This is a genomic window from Marinobacter sp. X15-166B (assembly GCF_001752365.1).
GTDB lineage: Bacteria > Pseudomonadota > Gammaproteobacteria > Pseudomonadales > Oleiphilaceae > Marinobacter.
In genome coordinates this window covers 2,675,181-2,692,757 of record NZ_MEIY01000001.1, presented here as the reverse complement: position 1 = coordinate 2,692,757, position 17,577 = coordinate 2,675,181, and the positions used below count along the sequence as shown (strand labels likewise).

Below are 17,577 nucleotides of genomic sequence, written 5' to 3'. Positions count from 1 at the left end.
GCCCGGGTGCGGTTTTTTTATGTGCCGAGATCAGCCCCTAGACAACTTCTTCGGCTTCGTTCTCGTACTCGAACACCAGCTTGTCGTTCTCCAGCCGGACATTGACCTCACCACCATGGTCCGACAGACTGCCGAACAGTATCTGCTCCGCCAGCGGCCGCTTGATCTGCTCCTGAATGAGGCGCGCCATCGGCCGGGCTCCCATGGTCACGTCGTAACCATGCTCTGCCAGCCACTCCTTGGCCGCATCCTCAACGTGCAGGACCACATGTTTCTCGTCCAGTTGCGCCTGCAACTCGGTGAGAAACTTGTCGACCACGTGGGTGATGGTGGTCTTGGCAAGATCGGAGAACTGGATGATGGCGTCCAGGCGGTTGCGGAATTCCGGCGTGAACGTTTTGGTGATCACTTCCATGCCATCGCTGCGGTGATCCTGCTCACTGAACCCGATGGAACGCCGCGCCATGGTTTCAGCGCCGGCGTTGGTGGTCATCACCAGAATGACATGGCGGAAATCTGCCTTACGGCCATTATTGTCGGTGAGGGTCCCGTGATCCATGACCTGCAACAGCAGGTTGAAGACCTCCGGGTGGGCCTTTTCGATTTCATCCAGCAGCAACACACTGTGAGGGTGCTTGTTGACCGCTTCCGTCAACAGGCCGCCCTGGTCAAAGCCGACGTACCCGGGAGGCGCACCGATCAACCGTGATACGGTGTGCCGCTCCATATACTCTGACATATCGAACCGCACCAGCTCGATGCCCAGCACCTTGGCCAGCTGGCGGGTAACCTCGGTCTTGCCGACCCCGGTCGGCCCCGCGAACAGGAAGGCCCCCTCCGGCTTCTCCGGTGCATTCAAGCCGGCCCTGGCCAGTTTGATGGCTGACGACAGTGATTCGATGGCCGGGTCCTGACCGAACACCACCATTTTGAGATCGCGTTCCAGATTGCGCAGCTGGTCTTTATCGCTGCTGGACACGCTCTTCGGCGGAATGCGGGCAATGGTCGCCACCACCTCTTCAATGTCTTCCGTGTCGATCAGCTTCTTGCGTGCATCCGCAGACACCAGCTGCTGACGCGCCCCCGCCTCGTCGATGACGTCAATGGCCTTGTCCGGCAGATGCCGGTCATTGACGTAACGATCAGCAAGTTCGGCCGCCGCCAACAGCGCCTTGTCGGTGTATTCCAGATCATGATGGGCTTCAAAGTGGGGCTTCAACCCTTTCAGAATCTGATAGGTATCGTCCACACTGGGCTCATTGACATCGACCTTCTGGAAGCGGCGCGCCAGGGCACTGTCTTTCTCGAAGACTCCCCGGAATTCGGAGAAGGTCGTGGAACCAATGCATCGGATCTCGCCGGAGCTCAGCATGGGCTTGAGCAGGTTGGAGGCATCCATCACCCCGCCGGAAGCGGACCCGGCGCCGATGATGGTGTGGATCTCGTCGATGAACAGGATGGCATGATTCTGCTTTTTAAGATCCGACAAGACCCCTTTCAGTCTTTTTTCAAAATCGCCGCGGTACTTGGTTCCGGCAAGCAAGGCTCCCAGGTCCAGCGAGTAGACCACCGCATCCGCAATCACCTCCGGCACCTGTTGGTCGACGATACGCTTTGCCAGGCCTTCGGCAATTGCCGTCTTGCCCACGCCGGCCTCACCCACCAGCAGCGGGTTGTTTTTACGGCGACGCACGAGAATCTGCACCACCCGCTCAACCTCGTGCTCGCGACCAATCAGCGGATCAATACGTCCCTGCCTGGCCTGCTCGTTCAGGTTGGTGGCGAAGCTGTCCAGCGGCTTGCTGCTGCCCCCTTCTTCGCCGCCCTCCTCCTGGGAAGCCTGATCCAGACTGTCGGGATCATCAGCGCCCTGCACCCGGGAGATACCATGGGACACGAAATTAACCACGTCAATCCGTGCAATATTCTGCTTTTTCAGAACGTACACGGCCTGGCTTTCCTGCTCACTGAATATGGCGACCAGCACGTTGGCGCCGGTCACCTCTTTCTTGCCGGATGACTGCACGTGGAACACCGCCCGTTGCAGGACGCGCTGGAAGCCCAGGGTCGGCTGGGTTTCCCGCTCGATATCACTGTCGGGAATCAACGGTGTGGTTGAATCTACAAACTCTATCAGCTCCTCCTGGAGTTGCTGAAGGTCTGCCCCACAGGCTTTCAAAACGGCTACCGCGGACTCATTGTCGAGTAGCGCCAGCAGCAGATGTTCAACCGTCATGAATTCATGACGCTTGTCACGGGCGTTTTTGAAGGCCGTATTCAGAGTATGTTCAAGATCTTTGCTCAGCATGGGCCACCCCGGGGTCTATCAGTCCGCACGTTCAATCTCGCACAGCAACGGGTGCTCGCATTCGGTTGAATACTGGTTCACCTGTGCTGCTTTCGTTTCTGCGATGTCACGGGTATACACCCCGCATACGGCTTTTCCTTGCGTATGGACGAGCAGCATCACTTGCGTCGCCTTTTCTTCATTCATTCCGAAGAAGATCATCAACACTTCCACCACAAAATCCATGGGAGTGTAATCGTCGTTCAACAGTACAACCCGGTAACGCGCAGGGCGCTTCAAGGCTGGCTTGGCGGGGGCAACGCTCAGGTCGTCCTGGTGCCCTGGTTCATCGCCGCCTCCCTGACTTAATACTAGTAGAGAATTGTAGATATTCCGCATGGTTTCTTTACCGACAACGGTGCCTTTGTATTGATAGATGGCTTCGACCCGGCCCTATTTCAAGGGATGCAGGCAGAAAGGGCCTGAGCGGGTTAACAGGGCTACCATGGTAGCGCGTCTCCTGCCCCTTCAACCAGCCATTCTGTCGCGAGGCACTATTGACTCTGACAGGATATTGGTCAACAGTATCCTCAACATTGTTAATTCATGTTAAAACACGTAACTGATTCTTGTGTATTCGCGCACTTATACTAGTGAGCAATGATGACCGAACAGGGGAGTTCAACATGCCTACAGGCAAAGTCAAATGGTTTAATAACGCCAAGGGTTATGGCTTCATTATTGAAGACGGTTGCAGTGACGACTTATTTGCACACTTTTCTTCGGTGCAGATGGAGGGCTACAAAACCCTCAAAGCGGGTCAGGCCGTGACGTTCGACACCAAGCCAAGCGACAAGGGTATGCACGCCATCAATATTGTTCCTGTGGACCAGCCGGACAAGCCCCAGGAGGATTCCTCCGAGCAGGCCGCTGACAACAATCCTCCACTGGCACCCCACACCGCCAACGCCTGACCCTGTGATGCCCCGGTACCTCCGGGGCCCGTCCTGCCAGCTGTGCGCCGGTCTGGAGCAAGGCAGCAGCGGGCTGTTGCTGTGCGATCCGTTCCATGTTGCAATGCTCGCCAACCCGACATTCAACCCGGCGACCCATGCAATGGCAACCCTGATCCTGCTTAACAAACCCTTTCAAGTGATGTGCCAGTTTACCGATGACCAGGGGCGGGCAACGCTGGCCGACTACGTCACGACGCCCGGCGTGTACCCCGCGGGGCGTCTGGATTACGATTCCGAAGGTCTGGTATTGCTGACCGACAGCGGCCCGCTGCAGCATCGCATCGCGTCGCCGGCCAACAAAACCCCCAAAACCTACTGGGTGCAGGTCGAGGGTGTCATAACCGACCATGCCCTGTCGCGCTTGCAGGAGGGCGTCGCGCTCAAGGACGGTGTGACCCGCCCGGCCCGGGCCGAGGCTATCCCTCCTCCAGCCGTATGGCCGCGGCACCCGCCCATCCGCGAGCGCCGGAACTCACCCACCTCCTGGCTGGCGCTGACGCTGACCGAAGGGAAAAACCGTCAGGTACGGCGCATGACGGCTGCCGTAGGCTTTCCGACCCTCCGGCTGATCCGCCACCGCATTGGTGAGTGGACACTTGACGATCTGCCCTCCGGCCAGAGCCGAAAGGTACACGTTCATTTACCCAAATCGCCGGCGAACCGCCGGCCCCCTGTCAGAAAGGGAAAGCCATTATGATCTGGACACCCCACGCCACCGTTGCTGTCATTGCCGAGGATACACAGGGGCGATTTTTGATGGTTGAGGAACTGAGCCGGGGCCAGGTGGTCTTCAACCAGCCGGCCGGTCACGTCGAGGAAGACGAAGGAATTGCCGCGGCGGCCATCCGTGAGACCCTGGAAGAAACCGGTTGGCAGGTCGAACTGCAGCATCTGTTAGGCGTATACACCTACAAAGCCCCTGCCAATGGGGTGACCTATTACCGCTTTTGTTTCGCCGCCCGCCCGCTCACCCGGGTCAGCGACGTACTCGATAAGGATATAATCGCCGCTCACTGGCTCACTCTGGAACAGATCCGCGACCTCGATTCCAGCCTGCGCAGCCCCCTGGTGCTCCAGTGTCTGGAGGACTACCGCGACGGCCGCCGTTACCCCCTCGAGGTGATTGCCACCCCGCAGACGTAACGTCCCGATGGTGGTACAATGCTGCGTTTTAACAAGCATCGGCGTAGAGATGAGTAAAACACCCGAAAACACCCGCGTGATTGTCGGCATGTCCGGCGGCGTTGATTCGTCGGTAGCCGCGTGGCTCCTGAAGACCCAGGGTTATCAGGTCGAAGGCCTGTTTATGAAAAACTGGGACGAGGACGACGGCACCGAATACTGCACCGCCATGACCGATCTGGCAGACGCCCAGGCGGTGGCCGACAGCATCGGCATTCCCCTGCACACGGCCAGTTTTGCGGCCGAGTACTGGGACCGGGTGTTCGAACATTTCCTGCAAGAGTACCGGGCGGGGCGCACCCCCAACCCGGACATACTGTGCAACAAAGAGGTCAAATTCCGGGCCTTTCTCGATTACGCCATCACCCTGGGCGCGGATTTCATCGCCACCGGCCATTACGCGCGCCGGCGAGCGGCCGGTGACGCAGGCGGTACCGCCGAATTGCTCAAAGGGCTGGACGCCAACAAGGACCAGAGCTACTTTCTTCACGCGGTGTCCGGCCAGCGCATTGCCCGCACCCTGTTCCCGGTCGGCGAACTGGAAAAACCGGAAGTGCGGCGCATTGCGGAACAGCAAGGGTTCATCACCTACGACAAGAAAGATTCAACGGGCATCTGTTTTATCGGTGAGCGCAAGTTCACGGACTTCCTCAAACAGTACATCCCCGCCCAACCGGGTGACATCGAAACCCCGGAGGGGGAAGTTATTGGCCGCCATCAGGGACTGATGTACCACACCATCGGTCAGCGGCAAGGTTTGGGCATCGGCGGACTGAGCACCCATGGGGATGCCCCTTGGTACGTGGCCCGAAAAGACCTCACGCGCAATGTCTTGATTGCCGTGCAGGGCAAAAACCACCCCTTGCTGTTTGCCCGCGGCCTGTTGAGCGGCCCGGTTGACTGGATCGCCGGGAACGCACCGGCGGCTGAATTCCGCTGCAAGGCCAAGACCCGTTACCGCCAGCCGGATCAGGACTGCACCGTCAGCGTGCACGGCACCGGGTTCAGGGTGGTCTTTGATGACCTTCAGCGGGCAGTGACCCCCGGGCAGTCGGTGGTGTTCTATCAGGGCGATGTGTGCCTGGGCGGCGGAGTTATCGAACAAACCTGGCGCGAGGACGAAGCTGTCTCCGCCGGCGGTGTTCCTGCATGAAACGCTCGCTGACAGAACAAACCCTGGCGTTGGCAGGTGTCTTTCAAGCCGCCACCCTGGTGCAGCAAATAGCCCACACGGGCCGCTGTGCGGATGCCAGCTTTCAAGCCAGTGCCCGCTCCCTGTTCCAGACCAGTCCCGAGTCCACCCTGGCGGTCTATGGGGGGCTGGAGGATCTGCGCGAAGGACTCACGACGCTGGCCAGCGTGTTCAGCGATCAAAGCAAACCGCAAGATCTGGAAGTCCTCAAATATGCGTTAAGCCTGATCCACCTGGAGGGCAAACTGAATCGCCACGAGGAGATGATGAATATTCTCGGTAACCGGATTGAACAGGCCCGCCACACCGCCGATCACTTCGGTTACCTGCACAGCAACCTGATCGGCAATCTGGCATCGGTCTACAGCGACACCATCAGCACCCTGCAGCCGCGCATTCAGGTCAGCGGCGACCCCGGCATTCTGCAGGTTGACGAAAACGCCGCCAGAGTGCGCGCCATGCTTCTGGCCGGCATACGGTCGGCGGTACTGTGGCGCCAGACGGGTGGCCGCCGCTGGCAACTGGTGCTGACCCGGCGGAAAATCATTACCACCGCGAGGGCGCTTGCCGAGCAGGCTAATCATTCGTTACACAACTGAATCCCTGCCGCGGCTGTTGTATACTGATCGGCCGCTTTTTTCCAAGATGATTTGAGAGGTTTTCGATGGAACTCACAGCACTCACTGCTGTCTCCCCGGTTGATGGTCGCTACGGCAACAGAGTTACCGTTTTCCGTAACATTTTCAGTGAATACGGATTAATCAGGAACCGGGTAACCGTGGAGATACGCTGGCTGCAAGCGCTCGCCGCGCATCCCGGAATTACCGAAGTGCCGGCCCTCAGCAGTGATGCCAACCAGTTCCTGGATCAGCTGGTGGCCAATTTCAGTCTGGCCGACGCCGAACGTGTCAAAGACATAGAGCGCACCACCAACCACGACGTCAAAGCGGTGGAATACCTCATCAAGGAAAAAATTGCCGGGGTTCCGGAGCTGCATGCGGTGACCGAGTTTGTTCACTTTGCCTGCACCTCCGAAGACATCAACAACCTGTCCCACGCGCTGATGCTGCGCGAAGGCCTCGACCAGGGGCTGCTGCCGGCCATGGAGCAGCTGATCGAACGACTCCGGAAACTGGCCCACGAACACGCCGATGCCCCCATGCTGTCCCGCACCCACGGGCAAACCGCGTCGCCCACCACCGTCGGCAAGGAAATCGCCAACGTGGTGCACCGGCTCGCCCGCCAACTGACGCAAATTCAGAACGTGGAATTGCTGGGCAAGATCAACGGCGCTGTGGGCAATTACAACGCCCACCTGTCCGCTTATCCGAGCGTCGACTGGCAAGCCCACGCACAGGCGTTTGTGGAGAGTCTCGGGCTGAACTGGAACCCGTACACCACCCAGATTGAACCCCACGATTACATCGCCGAGCTGTACGATGCCATCGCCCGTTTCAACACCATCCTGATCGATCTGGACCGGGATATCTGGGGATACATTTCGCTGGGCTACTTCAAACAGAAAACCGTTGCCGGTGAAGTCGGCTCGTCGACCATGCCCCACAAGGTTAACCCCATTGATTTCGAGAACTCGGAAGGCAACCTGGGCATCGCCAATGCCCTGCTGCGCCACCTCGCCGAAAAACTGCCGATTTCGCGCTGGCAGCGGGATCTGACGGATTCCACCGTGCTGCGTAATCTCGGCGTCGGATTCGCGCACAGTCTGATTGCCTACGAAGCCACCCTGAAAGGACTGGGCAAACTGGAAATCAACCCCGCGCGCCTGGCAGAAGATCTGGATCAGGCCTGGGAAGTGCTGGCCGAGCCAATCCAGACGGTCATGCGCCGCTACGGCATCGAAAAACCCTACGAAAAACTAAAAGACCTCAGCCGTGGCCACGCCATGAGCCAGGACGTTATTCAGGACTTTGTCGCCAAACTGGATATTCCCCAGCAGGCCAAAGAAGAACTGCTCGCGCTGACCCCCGGTGGCTATACCGGTAACGCCAGCGCCCAGGCAAAGGCGGTGTAACGGATGAAACTACTTGGCGGACTGTCAGTTGATGATTTTTTGCGCGACTACTGGCAAAAAAAACCACTGGTCATCCGCCAGGCGTTTGCGGACTTCCAGTGCCCGGTCAGTGCCGACGAGCTGGCCGGCCTGGCCTGCGAAGAAGCGGTCGAGTCCCGCATCATCCTTGAGCAGGACGACGGCAAACCCTGGCAACTTCACAATGGCCCGTTCGCGCCCGAGCGCTTTCAGAACTTGCCGGAAAGCCACTGGACCCTGCTGGTTCAGGGACTGGACCACTGGGTCCCGGACATTGCCGATCTGCTGGAAAACTTCCGCTTCATTCCCAACTGGCGGCTGGACGACATCATGGCCAGCTATGCCCCCAAAGGCGGCAGCGTTGGCCCTCATTTTGATCACTACGACGTATTTCTGCTGCAGGCCCATGGCAAGCGGCGCTGGACCTTCGGCGGCCATTGCGATCACACCTCGCCACGGATTGAAGGCACGCCGCTGCGCATCCTGAGCGGCTGGGAAGGCGAAGAGACGCTGACCCTGGAGCCCGGCGACATGCTGTATTTGCCCCCGGGCGTCGGTCACCATGGCGTTGCCGAAGACGACTGTATCACTCTGTCCATCGGTTTCCGGGCACCCACAGTCGACGATGTACTCACCGGCTACACCGATTTCCTCTGCAGCCAGAGCGACGTGTCCCGGCACCTGGCCGACCCGGACCTGGCCCCGCAGGATAACCCGGGCGCCGTGTCCGACCGTGCCATCGACTCGGTGGAACAGGTGCTGCGGGAGGCCCTGCAGGACCGGCGACAGATGGTGTTGTGGTTTGGGCAATACTCCACCGCACCGAAAAATCTGGATATCGTGGTACCAGCGGATGAACCCGTCAACGCCGATACCTTCAGAGCCACGGTGGCCGATGGCGCCCAGCTGCGCTGGAACGAAGGCTCGCGTTTTGCTTATTATGCGTTTGACGAGGAGACTGCACTGTTCGTTGACGGCGAACGCTATCTGCTGCGCGGGGCGGCGCAGCCGCTCGCGCCATTGCTGTGTCTCAGCTCCAGAGTGGCCATGGAACCACTGACGGAGTATCTGCAGGACGGCGCGATTCTCGGTCTGCTGGTGGTCTTGTACAATCAGGGCAGTCTTTATTTCGAATGAAGCTCACGATCCGCAAATACAGCTGGCAGCAAGCGCCTGAGGCGGTGCGAAGCATCCGTCAACGGGTGTTTATCGACGAGCAGCAGGTACCCGCAGAACAGGAATGGGACGCCACGGACGAGATCGCCGACCACTACCTGGCGGTTACCGCCGACCAGACGCCGGTGGGCGTGGCACGCATGTTCCCCTCGGTCACCCAGACCGCGCAGATTGGCCGCATGGCCATTTTGCCCGAGTTCCGCAGTCAGGGCGCAGGCGAACAGCTGCTCCACCATCTGATCCGCGACGCCGCCGGGCATTTCCGGGATGTGCAGCTATCGGCGCAGCAATACGCCATTCCTTTTTATCAGCGTTGCGGTTTTCATGTGTGCTCGGACCTGTATCAGGACGTCGGCATCCCCCACGTGGACATGCGCTGCCTGGCGCCCACGCTGATTGCCACGCAATCGAACGGGCGCGCCCACCCCATGGTGCTGGGCAAGGATACCCAGCCATGGCAATGCGACACGGACGCGGCGCTGGCCGACCTGACCGACGCGCTGAGCGGCCAGGCCGGGCAACGTATCTGGCTGTACGAGCACACGCTGGAGCACGCCCGGTACGACCGCCACCGCTTTCACGAGTTGCTGTCGACCCTGGCCCGCCAGCACCGGCTTGCCGATGTACGCCTGCTGATTCACGACGACAAGCCCCTGGCCAAACGCCGCCACCAGATCGTCGAGCTGATGCGCCGCTTACCCAGCCGCATCCAGCTGCGCGTGATCAATCCGCTCTACCCCCACGCCGAGCATCCCTTTCTGCTGGTGGATCGGGCGGGCATTCTGGCTCGCACCCGGTTCGGCCAACCCCAGGGAGTGGCCAACTTCTCCGCCCGCCATCAGGTCAAACAGGCCGCCGATCAATACCAGCGTATGTGGGATACCGCCTCCCCTTCGCGGGAGCTGCGTGAACTAGCCCTGTAGCCCGGCGGCGTTCGGGCTGGCCGGCAAATCCCCCTCGAACATACGGCCGAAGGGGGCAAACTCTTCGTCCACTTCCTGCGCCACATCGACGATCAGCTGCCGCAACCACTGATGGTCGGCGTTGTTCTGCAGCAGCGGACTCCAGGCCATCTTGAGTTCAAAGGTCGGGATATCAAAGGGCGGGACCTTAACCACCAGGCGGGGGTTGTCTTTCTGCAACCAGGCGGCCCGGCAGGGCAAGGTCGCAATCAAGTCATGCTGCCCCGCCAGCAGCATCGCCACCTGATAATGCCTGGTAAACACAGAAATCCGTCGTTTGTGACCGAGCGCAGCCAGGGCCTCATCAACCCACCCCAATCGCTGCACATCGTTCGGGTTGACCCCCACACCCACGCCGAAGCCGGTTTTACTCACCCAGATGTGATTCGCCGCCAGATAGGCCTCGAGGGTGAACGGCGCTGCCAGAATGGGGTTGTCGGAACTCATCTGACAGGCAAAATACTCCGCCCACAGAGTTTTCTGGTGGAACGACTGGGGAATCGTGTCAAACCGGTTAATGGCCATGTCGACCCGCCCCTGCTCCACATCCAGAAAGCTGACGTCACTCGGCGTCAGCACATCCAGGGTTACCTGGGGCGCTTCCTGGCGTATCCGCCGCAACACCCGGGGCATGAGACAGGATTCCGCGTAGTCACTGGCCATGATGCGAAACACCCGTTGACTGTCGCGGGCGGAAAACGGCGTTTTTTCCTGCACCGCCTGCTCGATTTTGGCCAATATGTTGCGTACCAGAGGCTGCAACTCCGACGCCCGCTCCGTTGCGGTCATGCCCTCACTGGTTCTCACCAGCAGAGGGTCGCCAAACAGATCACGCAACCGTCGCAAGCTGTTGCTCATGGCCGGCTGGGTAATCCCGAGGTGGTTAGCGGCCTTGGTGACGTTCCGCTCGCGCAGCAAAACATCGAGGTACACCAGTAAATTCAAGTCGACGCGCGACAGATTCATTGCCTTGCTCCCGATGCGCCGGACACGCCTTATTCCCGGCGGGCCCTGTGTATTCATGCGGTAAATACTCTTACAAAGAGCATACATAAAAACAATCTACACCACCGTATCACGCCGTACAGATACGGACTAGCGCCTGGTTTTCTGGTAAGGTCTGGGTTTATCTCAAGAGCGCCTCGGAGAAGATGAATACCACCGTCGTATTGATGTTCGGCTTGCTTGTCGCGGTGTCCTTAGCGGTCATCGTGTTCAGCCAAATGCGGGAAAAGGCCAGGATCGAGCGCGCCCGAAAAGTGGCCGCGCTGGAGAACGGGTTTAATCACAGCCGGCGACTGTTCCACGAAATTCCGGGCCATTATCTGACTCCGGAGCTGAAGTTGCTGCTGCTGGGACGCATGGAAGACGTCGCCCGGAAACTGAACGGTTTCAACACCGACAAGCCGGTCAAGGCCTGGCTCGATGAAATCGAGGAACACCGGCAGGCCGTGGAAGCGGGCGCGGACCGGCACCCGACACCCTCGATTGACTCCAAAGACAAGTCTGCCTATATCAAGGACTTGCTAGCTGATCTCTTCAAGCTGATCGAATACCTGCATAAATCAAGGCAGTTGAGCAATGCTGCCGCGCAACGCAAGCTGCGTCATGTCCTCTTTTTGGTGCACAAAACCCATGCCGATCTGCATATCTTTCAGGCTCGGGATTTCATCCGCCAGAATGAGACCCGCCGGGCAATCCACGAGTACCACCTGGCCATGACCGAACTGAACAAATCCCGGGACAACCCGGTCGCGGCCAAAACCCTGGAGACTCTGCGTACCCACATCAAGGAGCTGGAGGCGGTTGCGGCCGACGCCGGTGCTCAGCCGTCCGGAGAATCCCAGCGTCGCCTCGACCAACAGTGGGACAACTTCTTTGAAGACGACCACAGCTGGAAGAAAAAGGCGGATTACGACGATTAACAAGGATGTCCTAGCCCGTGATCGACCGGTATAACAAACGCCTGTCATACCGCCTCACCAGAAATACGGTTCTGGTGGCGATGCTATTGGGCCTCACGCTCAACCTCGCCCAGGTTGCCATCGATTTTTTCAATGCCCGCCAGGCCATGGATAATGACATAGAGGCACTGATCGGCATCAGTCACAGTCCGGCCTCACAAATCGCCTACAATATTGACATCCGTCTGGCCGAAGAACTGCTCCAGGGCCTGCTCAACCACCCGGCCGTGATTGATGCGCGCATCATCGATTCGGAAGGTCACACCCTGGCGGCGGCCAGCAAGCGGAGTTCCGACTCCCGGTTCCGCCAGTTGAGCGATGCCCTGTTCGGCCCCAGCGAGTTTTACAGCGACGAACTGCAGGTACCGTTACTGGCGGACATGAAGCTCGGCCAACTGGCCATCACCACCGATACCTTTCACTACGGCGTGCAGTTTTTGCAGCGGGCCGGTCACACCATTCTGAGTGGCATCGTAAAAAGCCTGCTACTGACCCTGGCGTTACTCGTCATTTTTTACCTGGTACTCACCAAGCCGTTGCTTAAAGTGATCGATGCGCTTGGCCGGGTTGATACGGATTCTCCCGAGAAGATGCGATTGCCCACCCCACCCGGTCACGAACGGGATGAGTTGGGGCGCATGGTCAGCATCATCAATCGCCATCTGGACACGATCGACGACAGCCTTGGGCGCCTGAGAGCGGCGGAAAGTGCCATGAAACACTACTCCGCCCGCCTGGAAGGGGAAGTGGCCGACCGCACCCGTGAAATCTCAGAAAAAAACAAAGCCTTGCAGCGCGGCAATTACACCCTGATCCGGACCAAGGAAGAGGCGCTGCGCAAGGCGCGCTCCCGGGCGGACTTCCTCGCCAGCATGAGCCACGAAATCCGCACCCCTCTGAATGGCCTGCTGGGTATGCTGGAGCTCTCCCTGGAAGGCGAACTCTCAAAAACCCAGCGCAGCCGGCTGATCGTCGCCCGCAGTGCTGGTGAAAGTCTGCTCCGTTTGCTCAATGACGTGCTGGACATCTCCAAGGTCGAAGCCGGCAAGCTGAATCTGGAAACCATCCCCTTCAGTGTGCGCGCAGTGACCGAGGAGTGCTGCATCCTGTACGCGCCGGAGGCCAGACGCAAAAATATTGAACTGATCTGCGATATTGGCCCTGAACTGAAAGAATATTACCTGGGCGACCCCACCCGCACCCGACAGATCATCAACAACTTGCTGAGCAATGCAGTCAAATTCACCAACGCCGGCGAAGTGCTGGTGCGGGTCCGGGCATTCCAGCACAACCTCCGGTTCGACGTCATCGACACCGGCATCGGCATATCCAGTGCCGCCTTGAACAAAATCTTCTCGCCATTCTCCCAGGCAGGTTCAGACACCACCCGTCTGTACGGTGGTTCGGGTCTGGGCCTGGCACTGTGCCGGCAGCTGGTGGAACGCATGCATGGCCAGATACTGGTGGAATCCGACCCGGGCCAGGGCACCCACTTTACGGTGTTGCTGCCCCTGCCCCCGTCTACCCCGGAAGTGTCGCAACTGGCGGTGGCCCTGCCCAACGATGTCCGCCGCAACGGCGTGGCCTTGCTGTTGCCCCCCGCCCACCCTCACCAGACGGTGCTGGAAAACCAGCTCAAAGCCTGGGGCGTGCCCGTGCATGGCGACCGCACTGGCACGGCCGCTATCCTGATGGTGGCGCCGGAAGACCCGGAGGCACCTGCGTTGGCGGCAGACTGGCCCGGCAAAGGTGTTATCTGGGTGGATCGCAGTGGCACCTACATGCCGCCCCCCGCACACCGCCTGCTGATTCTGCCCCTGCAGCGGCAGGCGTTGCTGGACTGCCTGAATCTGCACAGCGAACCCCGCGCCGACGACCGGGGCAGCGGGCCTGCCCTTCACCATACTGCGCCTCCAGCGGTTCAGAAGCCCCCTGCACCAACCGGGCCACACCTGTTGCTGGTTGAGGACAACGCCGTCAATCAAATGGTAGCCAGCGGCATTCTGAAAAAGCTCGGTTACACGGTCGCAATTGCGGAAAATGGTCAGCAGGCACTGCAGGCGCTGCGCCAACACCACTACGACCTTGTTTTGATGGACTGCCAGATGCCGGTCATGAATGGTTACCAGGCGACCCGGGAAATCCGCAAACACGACCAGTGGGCGGATCTGCCCATCATTGCTGTGACCGCCAATGTCATGCAAGGGGACAAAGACGACTGCCTGAACGCCGGCATGAACGATTACATTACCAAACCCTACAAACGGGAAGATCTGGTTGCCGTGATCGAGCGCTGGGCCCCACGGCCCAAGCAGGGTGGTTAACTCAGGCCTGCAGCAGTTTTTCGATATCCGCCCGCAGGGCGTCCGGTTTGGCGGATGGCGGATACCGCCCGACCACCTGCCCCTGACGGTTAACCAGGAACTTGGTGAAATTCCATTTGATGCGTCTGGACCCCAAGAGTCCGGTGGCCTCCTCTTTCAACAATCGAAACAGGGGGTGGGTGTCGGCGCCGTTGACGTCGATCCTGGCAAACATCGGAAAATCGACCTGGTAATTCAACCGGCAAAATTCGCTGATTTCAGCGTCGGTGCCCGGGTCCTGATTCATAAACTGATTACACGGAAACCCCAGCACTGCAAATCCCCGCGCCTTCAGCTCGGCATACAGCGCTTGCAAGCCCTCGAACTGGGGGGTAAACCCGCACTTGCTTGCGGTATTAACGATCAACAGCACCTGGTCTCTGTAGTCGCCGAGGGTGCGCTTATTGCCGGTGATATCAACAACTTCTATTTTGTAAAGTGATCCGGGCATGGCGGAGCTCCGTCCTGTGTGTGGGCCAACTATGTAGCCCGTCCCCCGAGAAGACAAGGCCCGATAACCGGACAAGCCTTCCACCGGCCACCCGTTTTCCGGTTAACTAAGTGTGCCTATTGCCATTTTTCACCACATCTCAGCACCTTTCCCCTATTGCCGTAATAGTCTGCTCCGATAGAATAGAGCTTTTCATGCTCATAATTGGAGTGAATGGTTTTATGCAGAACTACAAGAAGTCCGCCAAGCTGGATAACGTGTGTTACGAAATACGTGGCGTAGTTTTGCAGGAAGCGCGACGTCTGGAAGAAGAAGGCCATCGGATTCTCAAACTCAACATCGGCAACCCGGCGGCGTTCGAGCTCGACGTACCTGAAGAAATTCAGCAGGACGTCATCTCGAACATGCAGTCGGCTCAGGGCTATGTTGAATCCAAGGGACTGTTCTCGGCGCGCAAGGCGGTGATGCATTACTGCCAGGAGCGCGGCATCAACAAAGTCGACATCGATGACATTTACCTGGGCAACGGGGTCAGTGAACTGATCGTCATGTCCATGCAGGCGATGCTCAATACGGGTGACGAGGTGCTTATTCCTGCCCCTGACTATCCGCTGTGGACCGCCGCGGTCACCCTGTCCAGCGGCAAACCGGTGCACTATCGCTGTGATGAACAACAGGACTGGTTCCCCGACATTGACGATATCCAAAAGAAAATCACCTCAAGAACCAAGGCTATCGTGCTGATCAACCCCAACAACCCGACGGGCGCGGTCTATCCTAAAGAGTTGCTGGAACAGGTCATCGAATTGGCCCGCCAGCACAACCTCATCATTCTGTCCGATGAAATTTATGACAAGATTCTCTACGACGGGGTCGAGCACGTTTCCGCCGCCGCCCTAGCGGACGATGTGCTGTTTTTCACCTACAATGGCCTGTCCAAAAACTATCGGGCGGCCGGGTACCGCTCAGGCTGGCTGATCATCAGTGGCGCCAAGTACAAGGCCAAAGACCTGATCGAAGGCATTGAGATGCTGTCGTCCATGCGCCTGTGCGCCAACGTGCCCGCGCAACTGGCGATACAGACTGCGCTGGGGGGATACCAGTCCATCAACGACCTGGTGGCCCCGGGCGGTCGCCTCCACGAACAACGGGAAACCGCCTGGTCGATGCTCAACGACATCCCCGGGGTCAGCTGCGTCAAGCCAATGGGAGCCTTGTACCTGTTCCCCCACCTCGATCCGAAACGCTTTGATATCCGCAATGATGAGCGGCTGGTGCTGGATCTTCTGCTGCAGGAACGCATTCTGTTGGTGCAGGGATCGGCGTTCAATATTGACGGCCAGCAGCATTTACGGGTGGTGTTCTTGCCGCGCAAAGACACCCTGGAAGACGCCATGACGCGCCTGGCGCACTTCCTGTCCGCCTACCAGCAGTAACCGGAGCCAGGGGCGTGGCCGACATCCATATCGAAGAGTTTTACCGGGACACCGCAGTAGCACTCGTACAGCTTTACCGTGTGTTCCCGCGGCGCATGAGCCTGTTTGTGGAGGACATCGCCGGCCCGGACCAGACCGACGAGTTCGGCCTGCACAGCGACCGCCACATGGCGTGTTTCGGCGGCCTGCTGTGGCTGGCCGAAGAGGGCCTGATTCGCTATGTGGACACCATCCGCCAGGAAGCGCTGGACCAGGCCATTCTCACCCATAAGGCCTTTACCCGCCTGTGCGCGCCCGCCTCGGCGGCGGCCCTTGCGGCATTTACACCGGAGGCCCTCGCCCGGAGCGACGCCCTGCCCCCCTCGGTGCGGGCGCACCTTGGCAGCCACATCAGCCTGATCCAGGGGGTGCTGCGCAGCGGCAGTTCCACGCAAATTGGTCAGGTGATGAAAGCCGTTTTTTTCACCGAGCCGGATAAGCGGTAATGCCACTTGAAGCGGATGCCGGGCAGCCCAATACTGTTTAGCAGTGTTTACTACTGAAGGATCGATACATGCGTATTCTTTTGTTCCTGGCCACCAACCTCGCCGTTATTCTGGTGGCCAGCGTCACCCTGAAATTACTCGGCGTCGACAGCTATCTGGCCCAAAATGGCATCCAGTATGGCTCCCTGCTGGCGTTCGCGGCGGTCTTCGGGTTTGCCGGCTCGCTGATTTCCCTGTTCATTTCCAAGCCGATGGCAAAATGGAGTACCGGGGCAAAGATCATCGCCAACCCCCAGTCGCCGGCGGAACGCTGGCTGGTGACCACCGTGCAGGAACTGGCCGACAAGGCCGGCATCGGCATGCCGGAGGTGGCCATCTTTCCGGCCTCCCAATCCAACGCCTTTGCCACAGGCTGGAATCGCAATAACGCCCTGGTGGCGGTCAGCGAGGGGCTGTTGACCCGTTTTAACAAGGACGAAATCAAGGCGGTGCTGGGCCACGAGATCGGCCATGTGGCCAATGGCGACATGGTCACGTTATCGTTGCTGCAAGGGGTGGTGAATACCTTTGTTATATTTGCGTCGCGGGTCATTGGGTCGTTTGTCGACCGGGTCGTTTTCAAGAATGAACGCGGTCACGGCCCCGGCTTTTTCATCGTCAGCATCGTGGCCGAACTGGTGCTCGGTATTCTTGCCAGCACCATTGTGTTCTGGTTTTCCCGCCGCCGGGAGTTCCGTGCTGACATTGCCGGCGCGCAACTGGCCGGACGCGGAGCCATGATCAGCGCGCTCGCGCGTCTGAAGCAGGAAAGCGAAGTGCCCGACCAGATGCCCGACAGCCTGCAGGCCTTTGGCATCAACCGGGGGGCCCGCGCCGGCCTGAGCGCCCTGTTCATGACTCACCCCCCCCTGGACGACCGTATTGCCGCGCTGCAAGCCGCCGAATTGCGGTGACGGTGCGACCGATGGCGGGGGCCATGCTGCCCTTGGCTTCCCGAGCGTACTTTATTGCCC

The 17,577-nt window shown here is 59.3% G+C and carries 17 protein-coding genes; 13 read left to right on the top strand and 4 right to left on the bottom strand.

What is annotated here, in order from left to right; genetic code table 11:
• Positions 1–37: 37 nt before the first annotated feature.
• Both clpA and clpS read right to left on the bottom strand, forming a co-directional pair.
• Positions 38–2,308 carry an ATP-dependent Clp protease ATP-binding subunit ClpA gene (clpA, locus tag BG841_RS12620; RefSeq protein ID WP_070057979.1) on the bottom strand — a complete coding sequence of 757 codons (2,271 nt, stop codon included), beginning with the start codon at positions 2,306–2,308 and terminating at the stop codon, positions 38–40.
• Between the two features lie 18 nt (positions 2,309–2,326).
• Complete coding sequence (gene clpS, locus BG841_RS12615; protein WP_070057978.1) at positions 2,327–2,686, bottom strand: ATP-dependent Clp protease adapter ClpS; 360 nt, start codon at positions 2,684–2,686, stop codon at positions 2,327–2,329.
• Positions 2,687–2,973: 287 nt separating this feature from the next.
• Between clpS and BG841_RS12610 the strand changes: the two genes are divergently transcribed.
• The 8 genes from BG841_RS12610 (at position 2,974) to BG841_RS12575 (ending at position 9,826) form a co-directional block, all read left to right on the top strand.
• Positions 2,974–3,261 (top strand): cold shock domain-containing protein, encoded by a 288-nt coding sequence (locus BG841_RS12610; protein ID WP_070057977.1) that lies wholly within the window; start codon positions 2,974–2,976, stop codon positions 3,259–3,261.
• 142 nt (positions 3,262–3,403) lie between these two features.
• On the top strand, positions 3,404–4,000 hold the full coding sequence (locus BG841_RS12605; protein WP_070058821.1) for a pseudouridine synthase: 597 nt from the start codon (positions 3,404–3,406) through the stop codon (positions 3,998–4,000).
• A complete protein-coding gene (locus BG841_RS12600; RefSeq protein ID WP_070057976.1) occupies positions 3,997–4,446 on the top strand; it encodes an NUDIX hydrolase in 450 nt (149 codons plus the stop codon). Before BG841_RS12605 ends, BG841_RS12600 begins: the two co-directional genes overlap by 4 nt.
• 49 nt (positions 4,447–4,495) lie before the next feature.
• Positions 4,496–5,638 (top strand): tRNA 2-thiouridine(34) synthase MnmA, encoded by a 1,143-nt coding sequence (gene mnmA / locus BG841_RS12595; protein ID WP_070057975.1) that lies wholly within the window; start codon positions 4,496–4,498, stop codon positions 5,636–5,638.
• Positions 5,635–6,276, top strand: a complete 642-nt coding sequence (hflD, locus tag BG841_RS12590) for a high frequency lysogenization protein HflD (protein WP_070057974.1) — start codon at positions 5,635–5,637, stop codon at positions 6,274–6,276. Before mnmA ends, hflD begins: the two co-directional genes overlap by 4 nt.
• Before the next feature lie 65 nt (positions 6,277–6,341).
• Entirely contained in the window at positions 6,342–7,709 is a 1,368-nt protein-coding gene (purB, locus tag BG841_RS12585) for an adenylosuccinate lyase (RefSeq protein WP_070057973.1), read from the top strand.
• A 3-nt stretch (positions 7,710–7,712) separates the two neighbouring features.
• Positions 7,713–8,864: a cupin domain-containing protein gene (locus BG841_RS12580; protein ID WP_070057972.1), complete on the top strand. Its 1,152-nt coding sequence runs from the start codon at positions 7,713–7,715 to the stop codon at positions 8,862–8,864.
• Positions 8,861–9,826: a GNAT family N-acetyltransferase gene (locus BG841_RS12575; protein ID WP_070057971.1), complete on the top strand. Its 966-nt coding sequence runs from the start codon at positions 8,861–8,863 to the stop codon at positions 9,824–9,826. The genes BG841_RS12580 and BG841_RS12575 overlap by 4 nt, the downstream gene beginning before the upstream one ends.
• Here BG841_RS12575 and BG841_RS12570 read toward each other — a convergent pair.
• Positions 9,815–10,831, bottom strand: a complete 1,017-nt coding sequence (locus BG841_RS12570) for a LysR family transcriptional regulator (RefSeq protein WP_070057970.1) — start codon at positions 10,829–10,831, stop codon at positions 9,815–9,817. The genes BG841_RS12575 and BG841_RS12570 overlap by 12 nt on opposite strands.
• 185 nt (positions 10,832–11,016) lie before the next feature.
• On the opposite strand from BG841_RS12570, the gene BG841_RS12565 reads away from it, so the two are divergent.
• Together BG841_RS12565 and BG841_RS12560 are read left to right on the top strand one after the other, a co-directional pair.
• Positions 11,017–11,790: a hypothetical protein gene (locus BG841_RS12565; RefSeq protein ID WP_070057969.1), complete on the top strand. Its 774-nt coding sequence runs from the start codon at positions 11,017–11,019 to the stop codon at positions 11,788–11,790.
• Between the two features lie 17 nt (positions 11,791–11,807).
• Positions 11,808–14,153 (top strand): hybrid sensor histidine kinase/response regulator, encoded by a 2,346-nt coding sequence (locus BG841_RS12560; RefSeq protein ID WP_070057968.1) that lies wholly within the window; start codon positions 11,808–11,810, stop codon positions 14,151–14,153.
• A gap of 1 nt (position 14,154) precedes the next feature.
• Here the strand turns inward: BG841_RS12560 and BG841_RS12555 are convergent, their stop codons facing one another.
• Positions 14,155–14,643, bottom strand: a complete 489-nt coding sequence (locus tag BG841_RS12555) for a glutathione peroxidase (RefSeq protein ID WP_070057967.1) — start codon at positions 14,641–14,643, stop codon at positions 14,155–14,157.
• A gap of 221 nt (positions 14,644–14,864) precedes the next feature.
• On the opposite strand from BG841_RS12555, the gene BG841_RS12550 reads away from it, so the two are divergent.
• From BG841_RS12550 to htpX, 3 genes are all read left to right on the top strand, one after another.
• On the top strand, positions 14,865–16,079 hold the full coding sequence (locus tag BG841_RS12550) for a pyridoxal phosphate-dependent aminotransferase (RefSeq protein ID WP_070058820.1): 1,215 nt from the start codon (positions 14,865–14,867) through the stop codon (positions 16,077–16,079).
• A gap of 14 nt (positions 16,080–16,093) precedes the next feature.
• A complete protein-coding gene (locus BG841_RS12545; RefSeq protein WP_070057966.1) occupies positions 16,094–16,564 on the top strand; it encodes a hypothetical protein in 471 nt (156 codons plus the stop codon).
• Positions 16,565–16,632: 68 nt separating this feature from the next.
• A complete protein-coding gene (gene htpX, locus BG841_RS12540; RefSeq protein WP_070057965.1) occupies positions 16,633–17,517 on the top strand; it encodes a protease HtpX in 885 nt (294 codons plus the stop codon).
• The last annotated feature ends 60 nt before the right edge of the window (positions 17,518–17,577 follow it).